Raw genomic sequence first — 18,675 nt, 5'->3', positions numbered from 1 at the left:
GTCGGATTACTCTTCAGAATCCCCAGCATCTGAGTCATCAGCCGATTCGTTAGCAAAGTCTTCGCGGCGATCACGACGCTCATCTTTAGCTTTAACCATCGGAGATGCTTCAGTTACCGCGTGCTTAACGCGCATAACCATGCTGCGGATAACGGCGTCGTTGAAGCGGAAGTTAGTTTCCAGCTCGTCAATCACTTCCTGCGGCGCTTCTACGTTCATCAGAACATAGTGAGCTTTGTGCAGTTTGTTGATTGGGTAAGCCAGCTGACGGCGGCCCCAGTCTTCCAGACGGTGAATCGTGCCCTGTGCACCGGTGATAGCACCAGTGTAACGCTCGATCATACCTGGAACCTGTTCGCTCTGGTCAGGGTGGACCATAAATACGATTTCGTAATGACGCATCGATAGCTCCTTACGGATTATTCAGCCTCCTGTCAGGGTCAGCTGCGGCCCACGGAAGCAAGGAACGTTATAGGTTGCGAATCATTTAAAAAATGAAACACACCTCTGAATGCAGCTGAAAAATTGACGCGTAATCATACTGGCGTCCTTGCGGAAACTCAAGCGCACAATTCATCAAATGGCGACTATCGTGCCAGCTGAAGCGGCTTTTTGTGCTAAGTGAAATGCATCAGTGAGTTAGAGAAGGTTTTATCAAATTCTCTGAAGAAGGCGTTCAAAGGGACGATCTGGCGGCAAATTGGTTAAGAACTACACTGTTTACAGGCGCAACGAATTCCGCTTTTCGCCGCGTCTGAGAGTGCAATCCCTGGAGTGAGGAGTCGATAATGAAAACGATCATTTTCGCCACTTTACTGGGTCTCTTCCTGTCTACACCCGCTCTTGCCAGCTCCGCTGACTTCGCGCAGCAGATGAGAAGTCACAGCAGCAACGCGGCATCAGGCTATGTCTACGTCAATCGGCTGGATGCGCCTGCAAGCAGTAACCCAGTCAGTGCCAATACCAGCGCCGCCGAACGGTTGTCATCACAACTCTGATTCGGCAACCTAAACGGGCTGGCGCCAATCACGCCAACCCGCATTTTTATAAATGATGTTTAAAGAAACTGACCAGCGCCGTCAGGGCCGCTGGCGTGATTTTATGGCCGATGTTTTTTTCAGATAGCGTGGTCACATGGTGATCGAGTTCTGCCTCGCCTAAGGCTTTCTGCAAACGCGCCGTTTCAGCAAAGGGCACCACTTCATCCGCTTCGCCGTGCCACAACAGCAAAGGTCGATTCGCCAGTTTCTCCAGCTGTTCGCTGGGATCGTAAGGCGCCAGCGGTGCTAAACGCGCGGCAAAAGCCTCTTTCTGCTCTGGCGTGCGCGCCACCAGCGGCGGAAACAGCGTATGACTCAGCTGCATGAAATAGCCGGAACCCATCAAACACGCCACGCTGTGAATCTGTGGATAGCGTGCCATCGCGCCCAGCGCGGTCATGCCGCCCATTGAGGCGCCTGCCACGGCAAAACGCTCATCCGCAATCCAGTCGTTATCGCGCAGCGCCTTTTCCAGCAACGGCACTTCATCGATGTTCTGTTTAAGGATCTCCCAGAAGTGGGTCATCCGCGCGTCGGTATCACCGTTGTAACGTGCGCCGTGCATGTCCGCATCGGGCATGACCACGCGGAAACCAGCCTGCGCCAGCGCCACGGCAAAGTAGCTGTAAACCTCTTTCGATGAGGTAAAACCGTGATAGAACAACACCGTCGGCAAGCGCGCCTGGCGCTGCCCGGCCGGTGATGCATGAATACATTCAATGCCTGCCAGATTCTCCGTTGCCAACTCAATCATACCGCCTCCATTGAGAATGATTATCACTGGACTCAGTGTAAGCGCTGCCTGATAAAACGCGAGCCACTTCACATTAAGTTTGAATAATTTCTGCCCTAAACATTTAGCCCACTTTGCCGTTGATCTTGTACCCCTTCAATAATCTCAAAAGGTACTTTATGAAGCGTCTTTCTCTCAGCGCCATGGGTCTCGGAATCAAGCTGTCTGTATTGACGTCTTTGAGCGTGGCAATTGTGCTATTTACGCTGACATTGACCCTGAGCCATAACGCGGCACGTCAGCTGGAGCAGCTGGCAACCGATGATATGCAGAATCAGGTGCAAGGCATTAATGAAATGGCCACCATGTTCAACGCCACGCTGTCGGAAGAGGTGGCCAATTACACCAAACTGTTCCAAAGCTTCCTGCCAAAACGTTTTAGTCGTGACGACAGCGAACGTGTGCAGGTAGGTGAATTCAGCACGCCAACGCTGCGAGCGGGATTGAAAACCCTCAACCTCGATCAGATCGCGGTAGATGATTTTCTCGATCGTACCGGTGCGGTATCCACCATCTTCGTGCGTGACGGCGAAGACTACATCCGCATCGCCACCTCGCTGAAAAAAGAGGATGGCAGCCGCGCGGTGGGCACCAAACTGGATCGCAGCAGCGCCGCCTGGCGCAGCGTCAATCAGGGCACGGTCTATCGCGGCCTGGCGACGCTGTTTGGCCATCGTTACATTACGCAGTATCAGCCGGTGCAGGATAGCAGCGGCGCGGTGATCGCTATTCTGTTCGTCGGGGTACAGATCGACGCGCAGTACGCGCTGATGCGTGACAAAGTGCTGGCGCGCCATCTTGGTGACAGCGGCACCTTCTCGGTGTTGAATGGGACGCCGGGCAGCAGCCAGGGCCAATATCTGTTTGATCGTCACGCTGAAGGCAAACTGCCGCGCTGGGATAACGCCACGCAGCAGCAACTGCTTAGCCAGCCGAAGGGATTAGTGGCGATTGAACTGGATGGCGAAACCAAACTGCTGGCGTGGCAGCAGCTGCCGGGCTGGAACTGGATCATCGCCGGTGAAGTGAGCCGTGCCAGCCTGCTGGCGCCAATCACGCACAGCCGTAACCTGTTTATGGCGATTGGCCTGGCGTTGGTGATCGCGTTTGCCATTGGCTTTATGTGGTACAGCCGCCGCGCCATCACGCGTCCGCTGCAGCAGGTGATCCATCTGGCAGAACAGTACGCCGCTGGTAATCTGCAGGCACATCTCGACTCTTCACGTCGTGATGAGATTGGTCAGCTGGTCAGCGCGATCAACGGCATTGGCGATGGACTGGAGAAAGTCGTCAGTCAGGTACGTTCGGCGGCGCAGGAAATCAGCAGCGGCACCGATACCATCGCCGCCAGCAGCTCCAGCATCAGCGAGCAGATTGGCCGTCAGGCCAGCAGCGTGGAGGAAACCTCGGCCAGCATGGAGCAGTTTGGCGCCACCGTGGCACAAACCGCTGCCAACGTGCGGCAGGCGATGGCGCTGGTTGGTGAAGCGGCTAATACCGTGAATCACGGCGGCAGCACCGTGGCACGTTCGGTGGAAACCATGTCGGAGATTCGCGTGGCGTCGCAGAGCATCGCCGATATCACCCATGTGATTGAGTCGATCGCCTTCCAGACCAACATTCTGGCGCTTAATGCCGCGGTTGAAGCCGCTCGCGCCGGTGAACACGGTAAAGGCTTTGCTGTGGTCGCGGCGGAAGTGCGCGCGCTGGCACAGCGCAGTGCTACGGCAGCCAAAGAGATTGATGGGTTGATTGCCAGCTCCATCGATAAAGTGGCGGCCGGCCATACGTTATCTGAGCAGACGCGCGATGCAATGAGCCATATCGTCAATCACATCGAGCAGGTTAAAACGCTGATGGGTGAGATCAATATTGCCGCGCAGGAACAGGCGGCGGGCATTGGTCAGGTGAACCTGGCGATGAATCACATCAGCCAGGCCACGCATCAAAGCAGCGATATGATTAACCAGTCAGAAACCACCGCCAATCATCTGAGTAAGAAAGGGCATCATCTGACGCAGCTGGTGAGCATTTTTCATCTGAAGGACTAAAAGCCACAGGAAGATGGCTTACACTTGAGCCATCTTCCTGCTTCAGGAGTTGCTATGCGTACTCTCTATTTGGCCTTAATGCTGCTGCTCAGCGGCTGCGCCGCTTTCACCACCACGCCACAAGCTCCGCCGCCGCCCACGCAGCACGCGCAGGAGATTTCACGCGCGCAAAGTGTTGGTCTGCCAAAGCTCGGCACTATCACCGCCACCACACGCGGATCGCCGGATGATGCGCAGCGCGCTATTGCCGCTAAAGCCAATCAGGCGGGTGCGGTTTACTATCAAATTCTGATGCTGGATGAAACCACCCTTCCCAGCTTCTGGTACGCCACTGCCATTCTGTATGGCGCGCCTTCAACCGGCGCTGCAGCGCAACAGTAAGCGCGCGCAGAGATCGTCGCTTAATGCCCGTGTGCCGCGCAGATCAAGCTGCTGCTGACACCAGCCATCGGCCAGCGGCGGCTCTGCCACTTTCAGCAGAATCGCGGCACTTGCCAGCTGCAGTAACTCGCGCGTGATTTCTCGCGCCTGCCCTTCACGCGGGTTGGCGAGCTGCAAGCGTAATTGCCGCCAGCGGCGATCAAAGTGACGATTACTGCCCTTCACCGCCTCAAACTCATCATGCAGCATGGTCATCACCTCGGCGTGACGGCCGAGCACCCGCATGACATCCAGGCACATCACATTGCCGGCGCCTTCCCAGATGCTATTAACCGGCATCTCACGATAAAGACGCGGCAGCTCGCTCTCTTCGCAATAGCCAATGCCGCCCAACACTTCCATTGCTTCTGCCACATAAGGCATGCCCGCCTGGCAGATCACAAATTTGGCGGCGGGTGTGAACAGGCGTGCGTATAAACGCTCATGTTCGCTGGCCGGTGTTGACCAGGCGCGCGCCAGCCGCAGCAGCAGTGCGGTTTGCCCTTCCAGCTGCAGCGCCTGTTGCGCCAGCACCGCGCGCATCAGTGGTTGATCGATAAGGTTCTTGCCCATCACCTGACGCTGCTGCGCATGATGCACGGCAATCGACAGCGCACGGCGCATCTGTCCGTGACTGCCCAGCGCGCAGTCGAAGCGCGTCATGCCGCCCATTTTGAGGATCAGCCGTACACCTTCGCCCTCTTCGCCCATCAGCCAGCCGATAGCATCCTGAAATTCCACTTCAGCGCTGGCGTTGGAGCGATTGCCGAGCTTGTCTTTAAGGCGTTCGATGCGAATGGCGTTGCGCGTGCCGTCCGGCAGCAAGCGTGGCAGGAAGAAGCAACTCAATCCCTGTGACGTTTGTGCCAGAATCAGATGCGCATCGCTTTGCGGGACCGAGAAAAACCATTTATGGCCGGTGATGCGATACGCTTCGCCCGGCCCGCGCACGCCGAGCGGTTCGGCGCGTGTGGTGTTGCTCAACACATCGGTGCCGCCCTGTTTTTCCGTCATGCCCATGCCAATCAACAGACCGCGTTTCTTGTTGCCAGGCAGATGATGCGCATCGTAACGATCGCTGAGCAGCGCTTCGCGCCAGTCCGCGTAGGGTTCAGGCAGATGATTCTGCAGCAGCGGAATGGCGGCGTGCGTCATCGTCACCGGACAGAGCGAGCCGGCTTCCACTTGGGCATGCAGGATAAATCGTGCGGCACGCGCCACCATCGCCTGTGGCTGAACGTCGGGCTGCCAGCTGAGATTGTGAAGCCGACTGGCGCATAATCCCTGCATCAGCAGATGCCAGGCGGGATGAAAACGCACTTCGTCGAGGCGTTCACCGCGCGCGTTGTAGCGCAGCAGTTCAGGCGCTTCGACGTTAGCTAAGCGGCCTAGTTCAAGGGATTCGGCGCTGCCGAGTTGCAAGCCGACGGAAGCCAGCCATTCGCGATCCCAGCTGGCACCTTCGCGTGCAACGGCCTCGCACAGGGCGATATCACGCGAGAATAGGTTGCTGTTGCTGAGCGGTTGGGGCTGATTGAATACGGTGTGAGTGGTCCAAATCATATAACGTCCTCCTCATACTCATTTTTCAAGTATGAAGAGGATGTGCAGTTATGCCTGGCCTGGAAAACTTTTTGCGGTGGGGATCACGCCTGACGCTGACGTACGGCTTCGAACAAGCACACGCCGGTGGCAACTGACACGTTGAGTGACGAGACGCTGCCTGCCATTGGGATGCTGATCAGCTCATCGCAATGCTCACGCGTTAAACGACGCATACCTTCACCTTCCGCGCCCATCACCAGCGCCATTGGGCCGGTCATTTTGCTTTGGTAAACGGTGTGATCGGCTTCGCCTGCGGTACCAACCACCCAGACGTGGTATTCCTGCAGCAAGCGCAAGGTGCGCGCCAGGTTGGTGACGCGAATCAACGGCACGTTTTCCGCTGCGCCGCTGGCCACCTTCTTCGCGGTGGCATTCAACGGTGCTGCACGGTCTTTTGGCACGATGACCGCATGCACGCCCGCAGCATCCGCGCTGCGCAGGCAAGCACCGAGATTATGCGGATCGGTAACGCCATCCAGCACCAGCAGGAACGGCTTCTCAAGGCTCTGCAGCAGATCCGGTAAATCACCCTCCTGATACTGCTTGCCCGGCTTCACGCGCGCCACGATGCCCTGATGCACGCCGCCTTCAACCTGGCTATCGAGCCATTGACGGTTCGCCACCTGCACCGGGATTCCCTGAGCTTCCAGTGCGAGGATCAGCGGCTGCAGGCGACGATCGTCGCGGCCTTTAAGGATAAAGACTTCCTGAAAACGCTGAGGATCGCGCTCCAGCAGCGCCTGCACGCTATGAATACCAAAAATTATTTCACTCATTACTTTGCTCAAGGTTGGATTTAGATCGTTGAATACGGAGATTCAGGTGCGCATGAATGCGCACCCTACAACGGTTTCGTCAGGTCGCCCTGCAAGGCGACCAAACTATCAGGCTTCGTCAGGCTGCTTCTTCGACGCGCGCTTAGACTTGGTGGCGGCGGCGATTTTACGGGTTTTCTCGGAGACTTTTTTGCCTTTTTTCTCGGTTTTAGCCGGTTTTTCAGCAACCGCAGTCTTTTTCTTTTCGCCGCGGAACGCTGAATCAGGTTCGAAAGTGCCCTTCTTGCCGGCATCACGACGACGCTTGGCTGGCGGTTTGCCACCGCGTTTCTCGCGCTCACGTTCGGTTTTGCCTTCGCCGCGCGGTACACGCTTGCTGGAGATCAGCGCGAAGTCGATTTTACGCTCGTCCATATGCACGGCTTCAACGCGCACTTCCACCGCATCGCCCAGACGATAAGTACGGCCGCCGGATTCACCAATCAGACGCTGACCCACCGCATCGAAGCGATAATAGTCGTTATCCAGCGAGGAAACGTGCACCAAACCATCGATAAACAGTTCGTTAAGACGCACGAAGAAACCAAAGCCGGTCACACTGGAGATCACGCCGTTGAACACGTTGCCGACCTGATCCTGCATGAAGTCACACTTCAGCCAATCGGCAACATCGCGCGTGGCTTCATCAGCACGGCGCTCGGTCAGTGAACAGTGCTGGCCCAGCTGCAGCATCTGCTGCATGTCGTAGTGATAGCCGCCGGTCGGCGTGGTGATGCCGTCCACTTCGCCGCGCTCTTTTGCCAGCAGATATTTGATGGCGCGATGCAACAGCAAATCCGGATAGCGGCGAATCGGCGAGGTGAAGTGCGCGTACGACGCCAGCGCCAGGCCGAAGTGACCCCGGTTTTCAGGATCGTAAACCGCCTGTTTCATCGAACGCAGCAGCATGGTTTGCAGCATTTCTGCGTCTGGGCGATCGGCCACTTGCTTCAGCAAGGCGGCATAATCGGTCGGGTGTGGCTTAGTGCCACCCGGCAGGCTTAAGCCCAGCTCGTTCAGTACGGTACGGAAGCTTTTGATGCTGTCTTCGCTTGGACGATCGTGATCGCGGAACAGCGCAGGCTCTTCATTTTTCTCAACAAAACGCGCCGAGGCGATGTTGGCGAGAATCATACACTCTTCAATCAGCTTATGCGCATCATTGCGTGAGGTGCGCTCAACGCGCTCAATGCGACGCTCGGCGTTGAAGATGAACTTGGGTTCATCGGTCTCAAACGAAATGCCGCCACGCTGCTCGCGCGCGGTTTCCAGCACCTGATACATGTTGTGCAACTCGTGCAGATGAGGAACCTGAGCCGCGTATTGTTCACGCAGATCGGCATCACCTTGCAGAATGTTCCACACTTTGTTGTAGGTCAGTCGCGCATGGGAATTCATCACCGCTTCATAGTGTTTGAAACCGGTAAGTTTGCCGCTGGAGGAGATGGTCATCTCACACACCATGCACAAACGATCAACCTGCGGATTCAGCGAGCACAAGCCGTTGGAGAGAATCTCCGGCAGCATCGGGATAACCTGCGACGGGAAATAGACCGAGGTGCCGCGCTGATGCGCTTCATCGTCCAGCGGCGTGCCCGGACGTACGTAATAGCTGACGTCGGCAATGGCCACCCATAAACGCCAGCCACCGCCGCGCTTCTTCTCGCAGAAAACCGCATCATCAAAGTCACGCGCATCTTCACCATCAATGGTGACCAGCGGCAACTTACGTAAATCAACACGTCCCAGCTTCGCCTCTTCCGGTACTTCTTCTTTCAGCTTAGCGATCTGCTTCTCAACTTCTTCCGGCCATGTGTGCGGGATTTCATGGGTGCGCACCGCCATATCGACCGCAAGGCTGGTGCCCATATCGTCACCCAGCAGCTCGGTCACTTTGCCGAGCGCTTTGGTGCGACGCGTCGCACGTTGGGTGATTTCAACCACCACCACTGAACCCATACGCGCGTTAAGCGTTTCTTCTTGCGGGATCAGGATGTCGAAACTCAGGCGGCTGTCATCCGGCACCACAAAACCGGTACCAGCATCGGTAAAGTAGCGGCCGACGATCTGGCTGTTACGTGGCTCAAGCACGCGCACCACGCGCGCTTCACGACGACCTTTACGATCGGCGCTGCCTGGCTGCGCCAGAATCACGTCGCCGTGCAGGCAGAATTTCATCTGCTCAGCAGAGAGATAGAAATCATCTTTCTGACCTTCTACGCGCAGGAAGCCATAGCCATCGCGATGGCCAATCACTTTACCGCGAAGCAGATCAAGACGTTCTGGCAGGGCGTAACATTGACGGCGAGTAAACACCAGCTGGCCATCGCGCTCCATGGCGCGCAGACGACGACGCAGCGCTTCCAGCTGCTCTTCACTGGTGATATTCAATTCCTGCGCGATGTCATCGCGGCTGGTCGGCTTTTCGCGTTTTTCCAGCAGTGCCAGAATAAATTCGCGGCTTGGAATTGGGTTTTCGTATTTTTCAGCTTCTCTATCCTGATAAGGATCTTTTGACATTACGGTTCCTCCGATGTCATTTAATTTGGATTGCCACCGGCGGTTCGGACAATAAAAGTTGGTACAGTGAATCGTTATCTTTGACCAAATCGGCCAGCGTATACTTGTCCAGTTCCTTGAGGAATAGCTGGACCGCATCGTGCAATGCTTTACGCAAACGACAGGCTGGCGTGATCACACACTCGTCGCAGTTCACGAGCTGCAATGGCTCCATTCTTCGCACCACATCGCCAATGACGATTTTTTCCGGGTCCATGCCTAAACGAATTCCGCCGTTTTTACCGCGTGTTGCGGCGACAAAGCCAGCCCGGCTAAGTTGATTGATGATTTTAACCATATGGTTACGCGACACCCCGTAGGTATCGGTGACTTCGGTAATGTTGGTCTGCTTACCTTCCGGTAACGTCGCCATGTAAATCAAGGCACGCAGACCATAATCGGTAAAACTTGTTAGCTGCACATATACCTCAGTGAATCATCGAACGTTATGGTTATGCGCCGGTCGGCGTGATGTTTAAATATGATGATAAACCAGAGCGTGGTGGCCGGTGCGTTTTTTTCCGGCAAGTATCGATATTTGCAAGAAAAAATAGAGTGAGTGGAGTCAAAGATTAGAAATACAAAGGCCGGACAGAGTCCGGCCTGAGGAGATTATGCGTCGAACGGGTCGCGCAGAATCATGGTCTCACTGCGGTCTGGGCCGGTAGAAATAATATCAATCGGCACACCGGTCACTTCTTCTACACGTTTGATGTAGTCACGTGCAGCTTGCGGCAGACCTTCCAGCGTCTTGACGCCGAATGTGGTCTCGCTCCAGCCTGGCATGGTTTCGTAAATCGGCTCAATGCCTTCCCAGCCTTCAGCTGCCAGCGGCGTGGTGGTCATTTCGCGGCCATCTGGCATGCGATAAGCCACACAGATTTTCACTTCTTTCAGGCCATCCAGCACGTCCAGTTTGGTCATGCAGAAACCTGACAGGGAGTTGATCTGTACGGCACGGCGAACGGCAACCGCATCCAGCCAGCCGGTACGACGACGACGACCGGTGGTCGCGCCGAACTCGTTACCTTGTGCACACAGGAACTCACCGGTTTCATCGAACAGTTCGGTCGGGAATGGACCGGCACCCACGCGCGTTGAGTAGGCTTTCACGATACCCAGCACGTAATCAACATAGCGTGGACCAATACCTGAACCCGTCGCTACGCCACCTGCGGTGGTGTTTGAGGAGGTCACGTATGGATAGGTACCGTGGTCGATATCCAGCAGCGTACCCTGCGCACCTTCAAACATGATCAGGTCGCCACGCTTGCGCGCGCCGTCCAGCAGATCGGACACATCAACCACCATGCTGGTAATGATATCGGCCACCGCCAGCGTATCACTCAGCACTTTTTCGTAGTCAACTGCGTCGGTTTTGTAATAGTTAACCAGCTGGAAGTTGTAGAAATCGACGATCTCTTTCAGCTTCACCGCAAAGGTTTCTTTGTTGAAGAGATCGCTCACGCGCAGACCGCGACGTGCCACTTTATCTTCATAGGCAGGACCGATACCGCGACCGGTGGTGCCGATAGCTTTAGCGCCACGCGCTTTTTCGCGCGCCACATCCATTGCTACGTGGTACTGCAGAATCAATGGGCAGGCTTCAGAGATCAACAGACGTTCACGTACCGGCACACCGCGCTCTTCCAAACCTTTCATCTCTTTCATCAGCGCTTCAGGCGACAGGACAACGCCGTTACCAATGATGCTGGTGACGTTTTCACGCAGGATGCCAGATGGAATTAAGTGGAGGACGGTTTTTTCACCGTTGATGACAAGTGTGTGGCCTGCATTATGGCCACCTTGGTAACGCACGACGTAATTCGCGCGCTCTGTCAGAAGGTCTACGATCTTACCTTTACCCTCGTCACCCCATTGGGTGCCCAGTACGACGACGTTCTTACCCATTTTTTCAAAATCACCGATTGCTTAAAAATGGATTCTACCACCTGACTTTTACTCTTTCAGCACTTTTAGCATACGATTGCGCTGTTTTTTGCCTGAGTTTTGCTCAGCTCACAACATGTTGGGGGAACAGCGGCCAACAGACACAATTGAGTCGGGCGGCCTCACATAATTTCAGGCTGATTAACGCGCATGCATGCTGATCATGGCGTAAATCACCACGCCGGCCACCACTAAACCGCCACCAAAACGATGTAAGAGACGATCGGGCAACTGCGTCATCGCCAGAATCATCCGCCGCCACACGCGTGGCATTAACATCGGTCCAAGTCCTTCCAGCACCAAAACCAAAGCCAGCGCCATCCAGATGGTTGAGTTCATGATTTTTTCCCAAAAAAAAGGCCGACAACATTGTCGGCCTGGACTTTATATCAGTTCTTAACGCGTGGCGTTAGAGGGCGCTTTCATATAGCGGAAGAAATCGCTATCCGGGCTCAGCACCAGCACATCCTGGTTGTCTGAGAAGCTATTCTCATAGGCGCGCAGGCTGCGGATAAAGGCATAGAAATCCGGATCCTGGCTGAAGGCATCAGCAAACAGTTTTGCCGCTTCACCATCACCTTCACCGCGCGAAATCAGCGCTTCACGCTGTGCTTCTGCCAGCGTGCGCGTAACCTGATAATCGGCCTGTGCACGCAGTTTCTCTGCCTCTTCCTGACCTTGTGAACGCTGACTACGCGCTACCGCTTCACGCTCGGCGCGCATACGGTTGTAGATCGCGTCAGACACTTCAGTCGGCAGGTTGATCTGCTTGATGCGCACGTCGACAACTTCAATACCTAACGCAGCCATGCTGTTCGGGTTTGGTGCCGGCTCACTGCTGTTGGTTTCACGTTCTACACGTGCTGCAGCACTCGCAATCGCATCATCCGCTGCTGGCGTCTGAACGTCATCATCATTGCCAGCGCTGCCGGTGTTCAGGGCATCACGCACGTCGGTGGTTAAACGGCCACGTGAATCAGTCACGATGTCTTTCACATCCAGACGACCCATTTCAGAACGCAGACGGTCACTGAACTTACGTTTCAGCAGCACTTCTGCCTGAGAAACGTCGCCACCACCGGTTGCCAGGTAGTAACGGCTGAAGTCACTGATGCGCCACTTGATGTAAGAATCAACGATCAGGTCTTTCTTCTCTTTGGTAACAAAGCGGTCAGCCTGGTTATCCATGGTCTGAATGCGCGCATCCAGTGATTTCATGGTTTCGATAAACGGAATTTTGAAATGCAGACCCGGTGCGTACACCAGCGGTTTGTTTTCGTCATCACGCAGAACCTTACCAAAGCGCAGCACGATGCCGCGTTGGCCTTCCTGCACCACGAACAGTGACGCGTAAAGCACCACCAGCACTACAATAATTACGGCGATGATTGGCTTACGCATCGATTACTCCCTCCCCTGGCGCTGGGTATCGTTGCGCAGCGCATTGGCGCGACGCTGATCCATGATGCTGTCTGGACTGTAAGATGAAGAATCTCCACGGCTCGCATTACTATCGGACGACGAAGGAGACTTCATTAGATTCGTCATTTTCTGACCGCCCTGGCCAGATGCCTGACCACCGCGCATCAGTTGATCCAATGGCAGGACCGTCAAATTATTACCACGATCGCTGATCAATACCTTGCGGGTATGACTCAGCACACGTTCCATGGTTTCAATATAGAGACGCTCTTTCGTGATTTCTGGTGCAGCTTTATATTCAGGCAGCAAGCGAGCAAAACGCGCCACTTCACCCTGCGCTTCTAACACCGTACGTTCTTTGTAAGCACGACCCTCTTCGAGGATACGTTGCGCCTGACCATTAGCACGCGGCTGAACTTCGTTCGAATAAGCTTCAGCTTCACGAACATACTGTTCACGGTTTTCACGCGCGGCAATCGCATCATCAAACGCGGCTTTTACTTCTTCTGGTGGACGCGCCGCCTGGAAGTTTACGTCCAGCAGGGTAATACCCATATTGTACGGACGGATAGTTTCGTCAAGCTCACGCTGAGTTTCGCTACGTACCACGGTACGACCTTCCGTCAGGATGCGGTCCATGGTTGAGCGACCAATCACGCCACGCAAGGCGCTGTCGGTGGCCTGACGCAGGCTGTCGTCGGCGCTGGTCACGGCATACAGATAACGCTCAGGATCCGTCACGCGATACTGCACGTTCATCTCAACGCGCACTACGTTTTCATCCGACGTCAACATCACGCCAGACGCGGCCAGTTCACGTACGGCTTCTACGTTTACGGCGCGAACCTGATCGACGAAAGTCGGTTTCCAGTTGAGGCCTGGCTCAACCAGATGGCTAAATTTGCCAAAGCGTGTGACGACGCCACGTTCCGCTTCTTTGATGGTGTAGAAACCGCTAGCCGCCCAGATAACGACTGCCGCTACGGCAACAATGCCAACCACTTTGCCACCGCTACCGCCGCTGCGCTGGCCATTGTCATTCTGTTTGCCACCGCCCAGTCCGCCGAGTTTTTTACTCAACTTTCGGAAGATATCATCCAGATCAGGTGGTCCCTGATCGCGACCTCCTTTATTTCCCCCAGAGTTGCCGCCTTGATTATTGCTGCTTCCCCACGGGTCGCGGTCCTGTCCGTTATTTCCGGGCTGATTCCACGCCATGTTTCTACTCCATTTATTGTATTTACGTTTTTTACCCTTCATCTTTCGGATTGCAGCTTCGTTGGCTGCCTTCGTTCACCCCAGTCACTTACTGATGTAAGCTCCTGGGGATTCACTCAGTTGCCGCCTTGCTGGAATCCGAAATATTCCGGTAAATCCTGCACATACGGCCTGCAACGATAATGACGACAATCTAAAAGATATTGAGTAAAGGCGTTTGGGCAATTTCAAACAATATAACTGGCTAGCGACGGCTCTTGTTTACACAGACGACGCCAATCAACTATCGGCATACGCACGTGCAAACTCACACAGCCATCATCTTCATTCCATTCTTTTTCTATAGCATGCAACTGATAAAAACGACTGCGCAAACGGCCCGCTTCCGGCGGCAGACGTAAATCGTACTGCGCGATTTCACCGGCTAAACGCTCAGAGAGCGCCTGCCACAGCAACGGCAGACCCACGCCGCTCTGTGCAGATAACCACACACGAATCGGCTGGTTCTCTTCGTTGCGATCGATACGCGGCACAAAGTCCTCCAGCATATCGATTTTGTTCATGATCAACAGCGCCGGAATTTCGTCAGCTTCAATCTCTTCCAGAACTTCATTTACCGCATCAATGTTGTCATTCACGCGCAAATCGGCAGCGTCAATCACATGCAGCAGCAATGTCGCCTGACGCGTTTCCTGCAGCGTGGCTTTAAACGCCGCGACTAAGTCGTGCGGCAAATGACGGATAAAACCAACGGTGTCTGCTAAAACCACTTCACCCACATCCGCCACATTCAGACGGCGCAATGTTGGATCAAGTGTCGCGAACAGTTGATCCGCTACGTACACATCCGCAGAGGTAATCGCGTTGAACAGGGTGGATTTACCGGCGTTGGTGTAACCCACCAGCGAAACGGTTGGCACGTCAGCTTTGGCACGCGCTTGTCTGCCCTGATCGCGCTGTTTTTCGACGCGTTCAAGACGGGAGAGAATCTGACTGATACGGCCACGCAGCAAGCGTCGGTCCGTTTCCAGCTGAGTTTCACCCGGACCACGTAAACCGATACCGCCTTTCTGGCGTTCAAGGTGTGTCCATCCGCGAACCAAACGGGTTGCTAAATGGCGTAGTTGTGCCAGCTCGACCTGCAATTTACCCTCATGGGTGCGGGCGCGCTGGGCGAATATATCGAGAATTAAGCCGGTGCGATCGATTACGCGACATTCGCACAGCCGTTCAAGATTACGTTCCTGAGCAGGAGTTAAGGCATGATCGAATAAAACGACCGATGCTCCACTCGCTTTTACCGCATCGGCAATTTCAACTGCCTTTCCTTCACCGACAAAATATTTGGGATGTGGCGCTTTACGGCTGCCCGTAATGACTTGCAGCGCTTCAACGCCCGCAGAAGAGACAAGAGTTTCAAACTCCTGCAAATCTTCCAGCTCTTTGTCTTGGGAGAACCAGATGTGTACCAGTACGGCCTGCTCACCGGCATCATAACGGTCAAACAAGCTATAACCTCGCTAAAATAAAATAACCAGGACAGGAAAACGTGCTCGTTCTCCAGCCCTGGCTTTACGGCAGCGCAAAATTATTCTGCGTTATCGCCGTCTTGTTGTGGCTGCGACTGAGCGCTTTGATTGCTTCCGCTGTGATGATAGTTGCTGCTACCACCGCTGCCGCCCGCGTTATTGCTATGGTGCGACACTGGACGAGAAGGAACCACTGTAGAGATGGCGTGTTTATACACCATCTGGCTGACCGTGTTTTTTAACAGAATGACGAACTGATCAAAGGATTCAATTTGCCCTTGCAGCTTAATACCATTCACCAAATAGATCGAAACCGGTACACGTTCACGACGCAATGCGTTCAAAAACGGGTCTTGTAAAGATTGCCCCTTAGCCATTCTATCTTTTCCTTATATGCTTGTTGTTTGTTGCTTTAAGAACCGTGGTTCAGAAAAACTGCGTAAAAATTTGCGCACGATAACGGACCAATTGTACACAATCATCCCTGCTACGCACTAACTACCTTAAGCACCGCATTACGCGCTAACTCTGGCTCATCACTGTTTAACCAGTGTACTTCAGGCCAGCCACGTAACCAGGTCATCTGGCGTTTAGCGAGCTGCCGAGTGGCGCAAATTCCCCGATAAACCATTTCGTCGTAATCGATTTCACCTGACAAATAAGACCACATCTGGCGATAACCAACACAACGAATGGAAGGCATGTCCGTATGCAAATCACCTCGCGCAAACAGTGCACGAGCCTCCGCTTCAAATCCTGACGCTAGCATCTGGTCGTAACGCAACGCAATGCGTTGATGTATCAGTTCACGACTCGCAGGTGCGATAGCAAACTGGTACACGTCGTAGGGTAACGCTTCGCCGGAGGTTTTTGTCAGTTCCGTTAAAGTTTTACCCGAAATAAAAAAAACTTCCAGTGCTCGCGAAAGTCTCTGCGGATCATTCGGATGAATACGACTACCGGCGACCGGATCGATTTCACACAGCTGACGGTGCAAGGCTTCCCACCCTTTCTCCGCCGCCATTTGCTCTATTCGCTGACGCACCTCGGGATCGGCCGAGGGCAACGGCGACAATCCTTCAAGTAATGCCTTGAAGTAGAGCATGGTTCCACCAACAAGCAACGGAATCTTCCCCTTCCGGGTGATATCCGTCATTTCTGCCAACGCATCGCGACGAAATTCTGCGGCGGAATACGCTTCCGCCGGATCGCGAATGTCCAGCAAACGATGGGGCGCCAGTGCTAACTCTTCTGCCGACGGTTTCGCCGTGCCAATATCCATCCCGCGATAGATTAAGGCAGAGTCAACGCTAATAAGTTCCACCGGAAGTTGCTGACGCAGCGAAATCGCTAATGCCGTCTTACCGGAGGCGGTAGGCCCCATCAAAAAAATTGCCTTTGGCCGGCTAGCCTGGTTTAGTTCACTCATGCTTCAACGCGTTTAGCGCGCTCTCAATCTCAATGGTCTGTAACAGACCTGAAGGCGGCGACTTCAGCAGTTGCGGACAAAGCCTTTCCAGCTCTGCCAGCAGTGCAATCGCCTGCGAGTGATTCCAGTGAGCGTCTTCTGCATCATCTCGACGCGCCAGCCATTGGGCCAACGTGGATGCAGAAACCTCTTGCTGCCGGGCCAGGTAGCCTAACAGTTCTGGAATCAAGATTTGTAAATTTTGTGTTCGTAACGGTAAAGGCACCGCGCGCAACGTCACGTGTTGCCCTTCTCGTTGTAAATCAATGCCCATCTGGCTCAGCAGCGCGGCATGATCGGCGATGGCAGCCAGCTCAGGCGCAGCAATTTTCAGGCGCACCGGGATCAGCAGCGGCTGCGGTTTTAAACCTTCTTCCCTTGGTTCAAGCTGGGCCTGTTTTAGCCAGCGCGCCGCCACGGCCAGCGATAACAATTGCAATGCGCTACCACGTTCCAGCAGCGCATATCGATCCTGCAAAACACTCAACACACGGCCGAAGCTTTGCGCATGGGCGGCCAGCGGCGCTTCACGCTTTTCCGGCAGACATACCGGAGCCGCGGCAGGAACTGGCGCAGCGTGCGGCGTTTCTACCATCGGCGTTTTCATCAACTGCTTATAGGCATTACCTTCACGCGCACTGTAAACCGGCTCTTTGTTCTGCCAGTTCGCGGCCGCAGAAGCGCCGCCGCTGCGTGGCGTGTTGCTGGGTTGTGCAAAGTGGTTCGCGCCTGCCGCCTGACGGTTTTCTGGCTGCCACTTTGGCGCTGGTTCTTCGGCGTGGGCGATGGGCAATTCCGGCGCGCGGCTGGCTTGCAGCGCACTCATCACACCTTGCCAGATAAAATCATGTACCAGACGCGACTGATGAAAACGCACCTCGTGCTTAGCCGGATGGACGTTGACATCCACCTGATGCGGGTCGATCTCCAGATAGAGCACGTAAGCCGGCTGTTGCTCGTCACCAAGCTGCGTTTGATAAGCCTGACGAATCGCGTGATTGATGAGCTTGTCGCGCATCATGCGTCCGTTGACGTAGCAATATTGCAGATCGGTAACCTGGCGCGAACCGTGAGGATCGGCGACCCAACCGCGCAGCGCTAAATCATCGTGCTGCCACTCAATGCGTAAAGCGTGCTGCATAAACGTGGTGCCGCAAATGGCCCCTAAACGCCGCTCCCGCTGCGCATCTTCACTGACCGCGCGATACTGACGCATTAACTTACCGTTGTGGCTAAGCGAAATAGCGACGTCAAAGCGTGCCAGCGCAATACGACGAATCACCTCATCGATATGGGTAAACTCGGTCTTTTCAGTGCGCATGAATTTGCGGCGAGCGGGCGTGTTATAGAACAGGTCGAGCACTTCCAGCGAGGTGCCCACCGGATGCGCAGCCGGTTTCACCGTCACATCCATGTCGCGCCCTTCCGCGTAGGCTTGCCAGGCTTCGCTTTGGTCGGCGGTGCGTGAAGTCAGCGTTAAACGAGAAACGGAACTGATACTGGCGAGCGCTTCGCCACGAAAGCCGAGGCTCATGATCGCCTCAAGGTCATCAAGCGAAGCAATTTTGCTGGTCGCATGCCGCGCCAATGCCATTGCAAGCTCGGCTTTGGCGATGCCGCAGCCGTTGTCGCGAATGCGGATGAGCTTCGCGCCACCTTTCTCAATATCGACGTCAATGCGCGTGGCGCCGGCATCAAGGCTGTTTTCCACCAGCTCTTTTACGACCGACGCCGGGCGCTCAACCACTTCGCCTGCGGCAATCTGGTTCGCCAGCTGCGGCGGTAAAATCTGTATTGGCATGGTG

General features: G+C 54.8%; 17 protein-coding genes. 3 read left to right on the top strand and 14 right to left on the bottom strand.

Going from position 1 to position 18,675, the window contains the following annotated elements; genetic code table 11:
• Positions 1-6: 6 nt before the first annotated feature.
• Complete coding sequence (gene rpsF / locus PZBJ_RS13405; protein ID WP_101762874.1) at positions 7-402, bottom strand: 30S ribosomal protein S6; 396 nt, start codon at positions 400-402, stop codon at positions 7-9.
• Positions 403-788: 386 nt separating this feature from the next.
• Between rpsF and PZBJ_RS13400 the strand changes: the two genes are divergently transcribed.
• A complete protein-coding gene (locus PZBJ_RS13400) occupies positions 789-998 on the top strand; it encodes a hypothetical protein (protein WP_101762873.1) in 210 nt (69 codons plus the stop codon).
• 46 nt (positions 999-1,044) lie between these two features.
• Here PZBJ_RS13400 and yjfP read toward each other — a convergent pair whose 3' ends face one another.
• Complete coding sequence (gene yjfP, locus PZBJ_RS13395) at positions 1,045-1,794, bottom strand: esterase (protein WP_101762872.1); 750 nt, start codon at positions 1,792-1,794, stop codon at positions 1,045-1,047.
• A gap of 158 nt (positions 1,795-1,952) precedes the next feature.
• On the opposite strand from yjfP, the gene PZBJ_RS13390 reads away from it, so the two are divergent.
• Positions 1,953-3,884, top strand: a complete 1,932-nt coding sequence (locus PZBJ_RS13390) for a methyl-accepting chemotaxis protein (protein WP_101762871.1) — start codon at positions 1,953-1,955, stop codon at positions 3,882-3,884.
• 54 nt (positions 3,885-3,938) lie between these two features.
• Positions 3,939-4,265, top strand: a complete 327-nt coding sequence (gene bsmA, locus PZBJ_RS13385) for a biofilm peroxide resistance protein BsmA (protein ID WP_101762870.1) — start codon at positions 3,939-3,941, stop codon at positions 4,263-4,265.
• Here bsmA and PZBJ_RS13380 read toward each other — a convergent pair.
• The 12 genes from PZBJ_RS13380 to mutL form a co-directional block, all read right to left on the bottom strand.
• The gene (locus tag PZBJ_RS13380) at positions 4,239-5,867 is read right to left on the bottom strand and encodes an isovaleryl-CoA dehydrogenase (RefSeq protein ID WP_101762869.1); all 1,629 of its coding nucleotides are present in this window, start codon (positions 5,865-5,867) and stop codon (positions 4,239-4,241) included. The two genes, bsmA and PZBJ_RS13380, sit on opposite strands and share 27 nt — an antisense overlap.
• Positions 5,868-5,950: 83 nt before the next feature.
• Positions 5,951-6,685: a 23S rRNA (guanosine(2251)-2'-O)-methyltransferase RlmB gene (gene rlmB, locus PZBJ_RS13375; protein ID WP_101762868.1), complete on the bottom strand. Its 735-nt coding sequence runs from the start codon at positions 6,683-6,685 to the stop codon at positions 5,951-5,953.
• A gap of 108 nt (positions 6,686-6,793) precedes the next feature.
• On the bottom strand, positions 6,794-9,244 hold the full coding sequence (gene rnr, locus PZBJ_RS13370; protein ID WP_101762867.1) for a ribonuclease R: 2,451 nt from the start codon (positions 9,242-9,244) through the stop codon (positions 6,794-6,796).
• Positions 9,245-9,260: 16 nt separating this feature from the next.
• Positions 9,261-9,704: a nitric oxide-sensing transcriptional repressor NsrR gene (nsrR, locus tag PZBJ_RS13365; RefSeq protein ID WP_008103609.1), complete on the bottom strand. Its 444-nt coding sequence runs from the start codon at positions 9,702-9,704 to the stop codon at positions 9,261-9,263.
• A gap of 191 nt (positions 9,705-9,895) precedes the next feature.
• Positions 9,896-11,194, bottom strand: a complete 1,299-nt coding sequence (locus PZBJ_RS13360; protein WP_008103611.1) for an adenylosuccinate synthase — start codon at positions 11,192-11,194, stop codon at positions 9,896-9,898.
• 180 nt (positions 11,195-11,374) lie between these two features.
• Positions 11,375-11,572 carry a DUF2065 domain-containing protein gene (locus PZBJ_RS13355; RefSeq protein WP_101762866.1) on the bottom strand — a complete coding sequence of 66 codons (198 nt, stop codon included), beginning with the start codon at positions 11,570-11,572 and terminating at the stop codon, positions 11,375-11,377.
• A gap of 57 nt (positions 11,573-11,629) precedes the next feature.
• Complete coding sequence (gene hflC / locus PZBJ_RS13350) at positions 11,630-12,634, bottom strand: protease modulator HflC (RefSeq protein WP_101762865.1); 1,005 nt, start codon at positions 12,632-12,634, stop codon at positions 11,630-11,632.
• Positions 12,635-12,637: 3 nt separating this feature from the next.
• Positions 12,638-13,873 (bottom strand): FtsH protease activity modulator HflK, encoded by a 1,236-nt coding sequence (gene hflK, locus PZBJ_RS13345; protein WP_101762864.1) that lies wholly within the window; start codon positions 13,871-13,873, stop codon positions 12,638-12,640.
• Between the two features lie 227 nt (positions 13,874-14,100).
• Positions 14,101-15,381: a ribosome rescue GTPase HflX gene (gene hflX, locus PZBJ_RS13340; RefSeq protein WP_007892011.1), complete on the bottom strand. Its 1,281-nt coding sequence runs from the start codon at positions 15,379-15,381 to the stop codon at positions 14,101-14,103.
• 80 nt (positions 15,382-15,461) lie between these two features.
• Positions 15,462-15,779, bottom strand: a complete 318-nt coding sequence (gene hfq, locus PZBJ_RS13335; RefSeq protein WP_101762863.1) for an RNA chaperone Hfq — start codon at positions 15,777-15,779, stop codon at positions 15,462-15,464.
• Between the two features lie 110 nt (positions 15,780-15,889).
• Complete coding sequence (miaA, locus tag PZBJ_RS13330; protein ID WP_101762862.1) at positions 15,890-16,831, bottom strand: tRNA (adenosine(37)-N6)-dimethylallyltransferase MiaA; 942 nt, start codon at positions 16,829-16,831, stop codon at positions 15,890-15,892.
• Complete coding sequence (gene mutL, locus PZBJ_RS13325) at positions 16,824-18,671, bottom strand: DNA mismatch repair endonuclease MutL (protein ID WP_101762861.1); 1,848 nt, start codon at positions 18,669-18,671, stop codon at positions 16,824-16,826. Before mutL ends, miaA begins: the two co-directional genes overlap by 8 nt.
• Positions 18,672-18,675 lie beyond the last annotated feature (4 nt).

Source organism: Pantoea endophytica (assembly GCF_002858935.1).
GTDB classification, from domain to species: Bacteria; Pseudomonadota; Gammaproteobacteria; order Enterobacterales; family Enterobacteriaceae; genus Pantoea; species Pantoea leporis.
Note: the sequence above shows the minus strand (reverse complement) of the source record. Positions and strands in the feature narration are given on the sequence as shown.

Coding starts and splice junctions, on each gene's coding strand:
- PZBJ_RS13355 (WP_101762866.1), bottom strand. CDS start 11,572: ATGAACTCAACCATCTGGATGGCGCTGGCTTTGGTTTTGGTGCTGGAA.
- PZBJ_RS13380 (WP_101762869.1), bottom strand. CDS start 5,867: ATGATTTGGACCACTCACACCGTATTCAATCAGCCCCAACCGCTCAGC.
- bsmA (WP_101762870.1), top strand. CDS start 3,939: ATGCGTACTCTCTATTTGGCCTTAATGCTGCTGCTCAGCGGCTGCGCC.
- hflC (WP_101762865.1), bottom strand. CDS start 12,634: ATGCGTAAGCCAATCATCGCCGTAATTATTGTAGTGCTGGTGGTGCTT.
- rpsF (WP_101762874.1), bottom strand. CDS start 402: ATGCGTCATTACGAAATCGTATTTATGGTCCACCCTGACCAGAGCGAA.
- PZBJ_RS13360 (WP_008103611.1), bottom strand. CDS start 11,194: ATGGGTAAGAACGTCGTCGTACTGGGCACCCAATGGGGTGACGAGGGT.
- mutL (WP_101762861.1), bottom strand. CDS start 18,671: ATGCCAATACAGATTTTACCGCCGCAGCTGGCGAACCAGATTGCCGCA.
- rnr (WP_101762867.1), bottom strand. CDS start 9,244: ATGTCAAAAGATCCTTATCAGGATAGAGAAGCTGAAAAATACGAAAAC.
- hflK (WP_101762864.1), bottom strand. CDS start 13,873: ATGGCGTGGAATCAGCCCGGAAATAACGGACAGGACCGCGACCCGTGG.
- miaA (WP_101762862.1), bottom strand. CDS start 16,831: ATGAGTGAACTAAACCAGGCTAGCCGGCCAAAGGCAATTTTTTTGATG.
- PZBJ_RS13400 (WP_101762873.1), top strand. CDS start 789: ATGAAAACGATCATTTTCGCCACTTTACTGGGTCTCTTCCTGTCTACA.
- hfq (WP_101762863.1), bottom strand. CDS start 15,779: ATGGCTAAGGGGCAATCTTTACAAGACCCGTTTTTGAACGCATTGCGT.
- yjfP (WP_101762872.1), bottom strand. CDS start 1,794: ATGATTGAGTTGGCAACGGAGAATCTGGCAGGCATTGAATGTATTCAT.
- rlmB (WP_101762868.1), bottom strand. CDS start 6,685: ATGAGTGAAATAATTTTTGGTATTCATAGCGTGCAGGCGCTGCTGGAG.
- PZBJ_RS13390 (WP_101762871.1), top strand. CDS start 1,953: ATGAAGCGTCTTTCTCTCAGCGCCATGGGTCTCGGAATCAAGCTGTCT.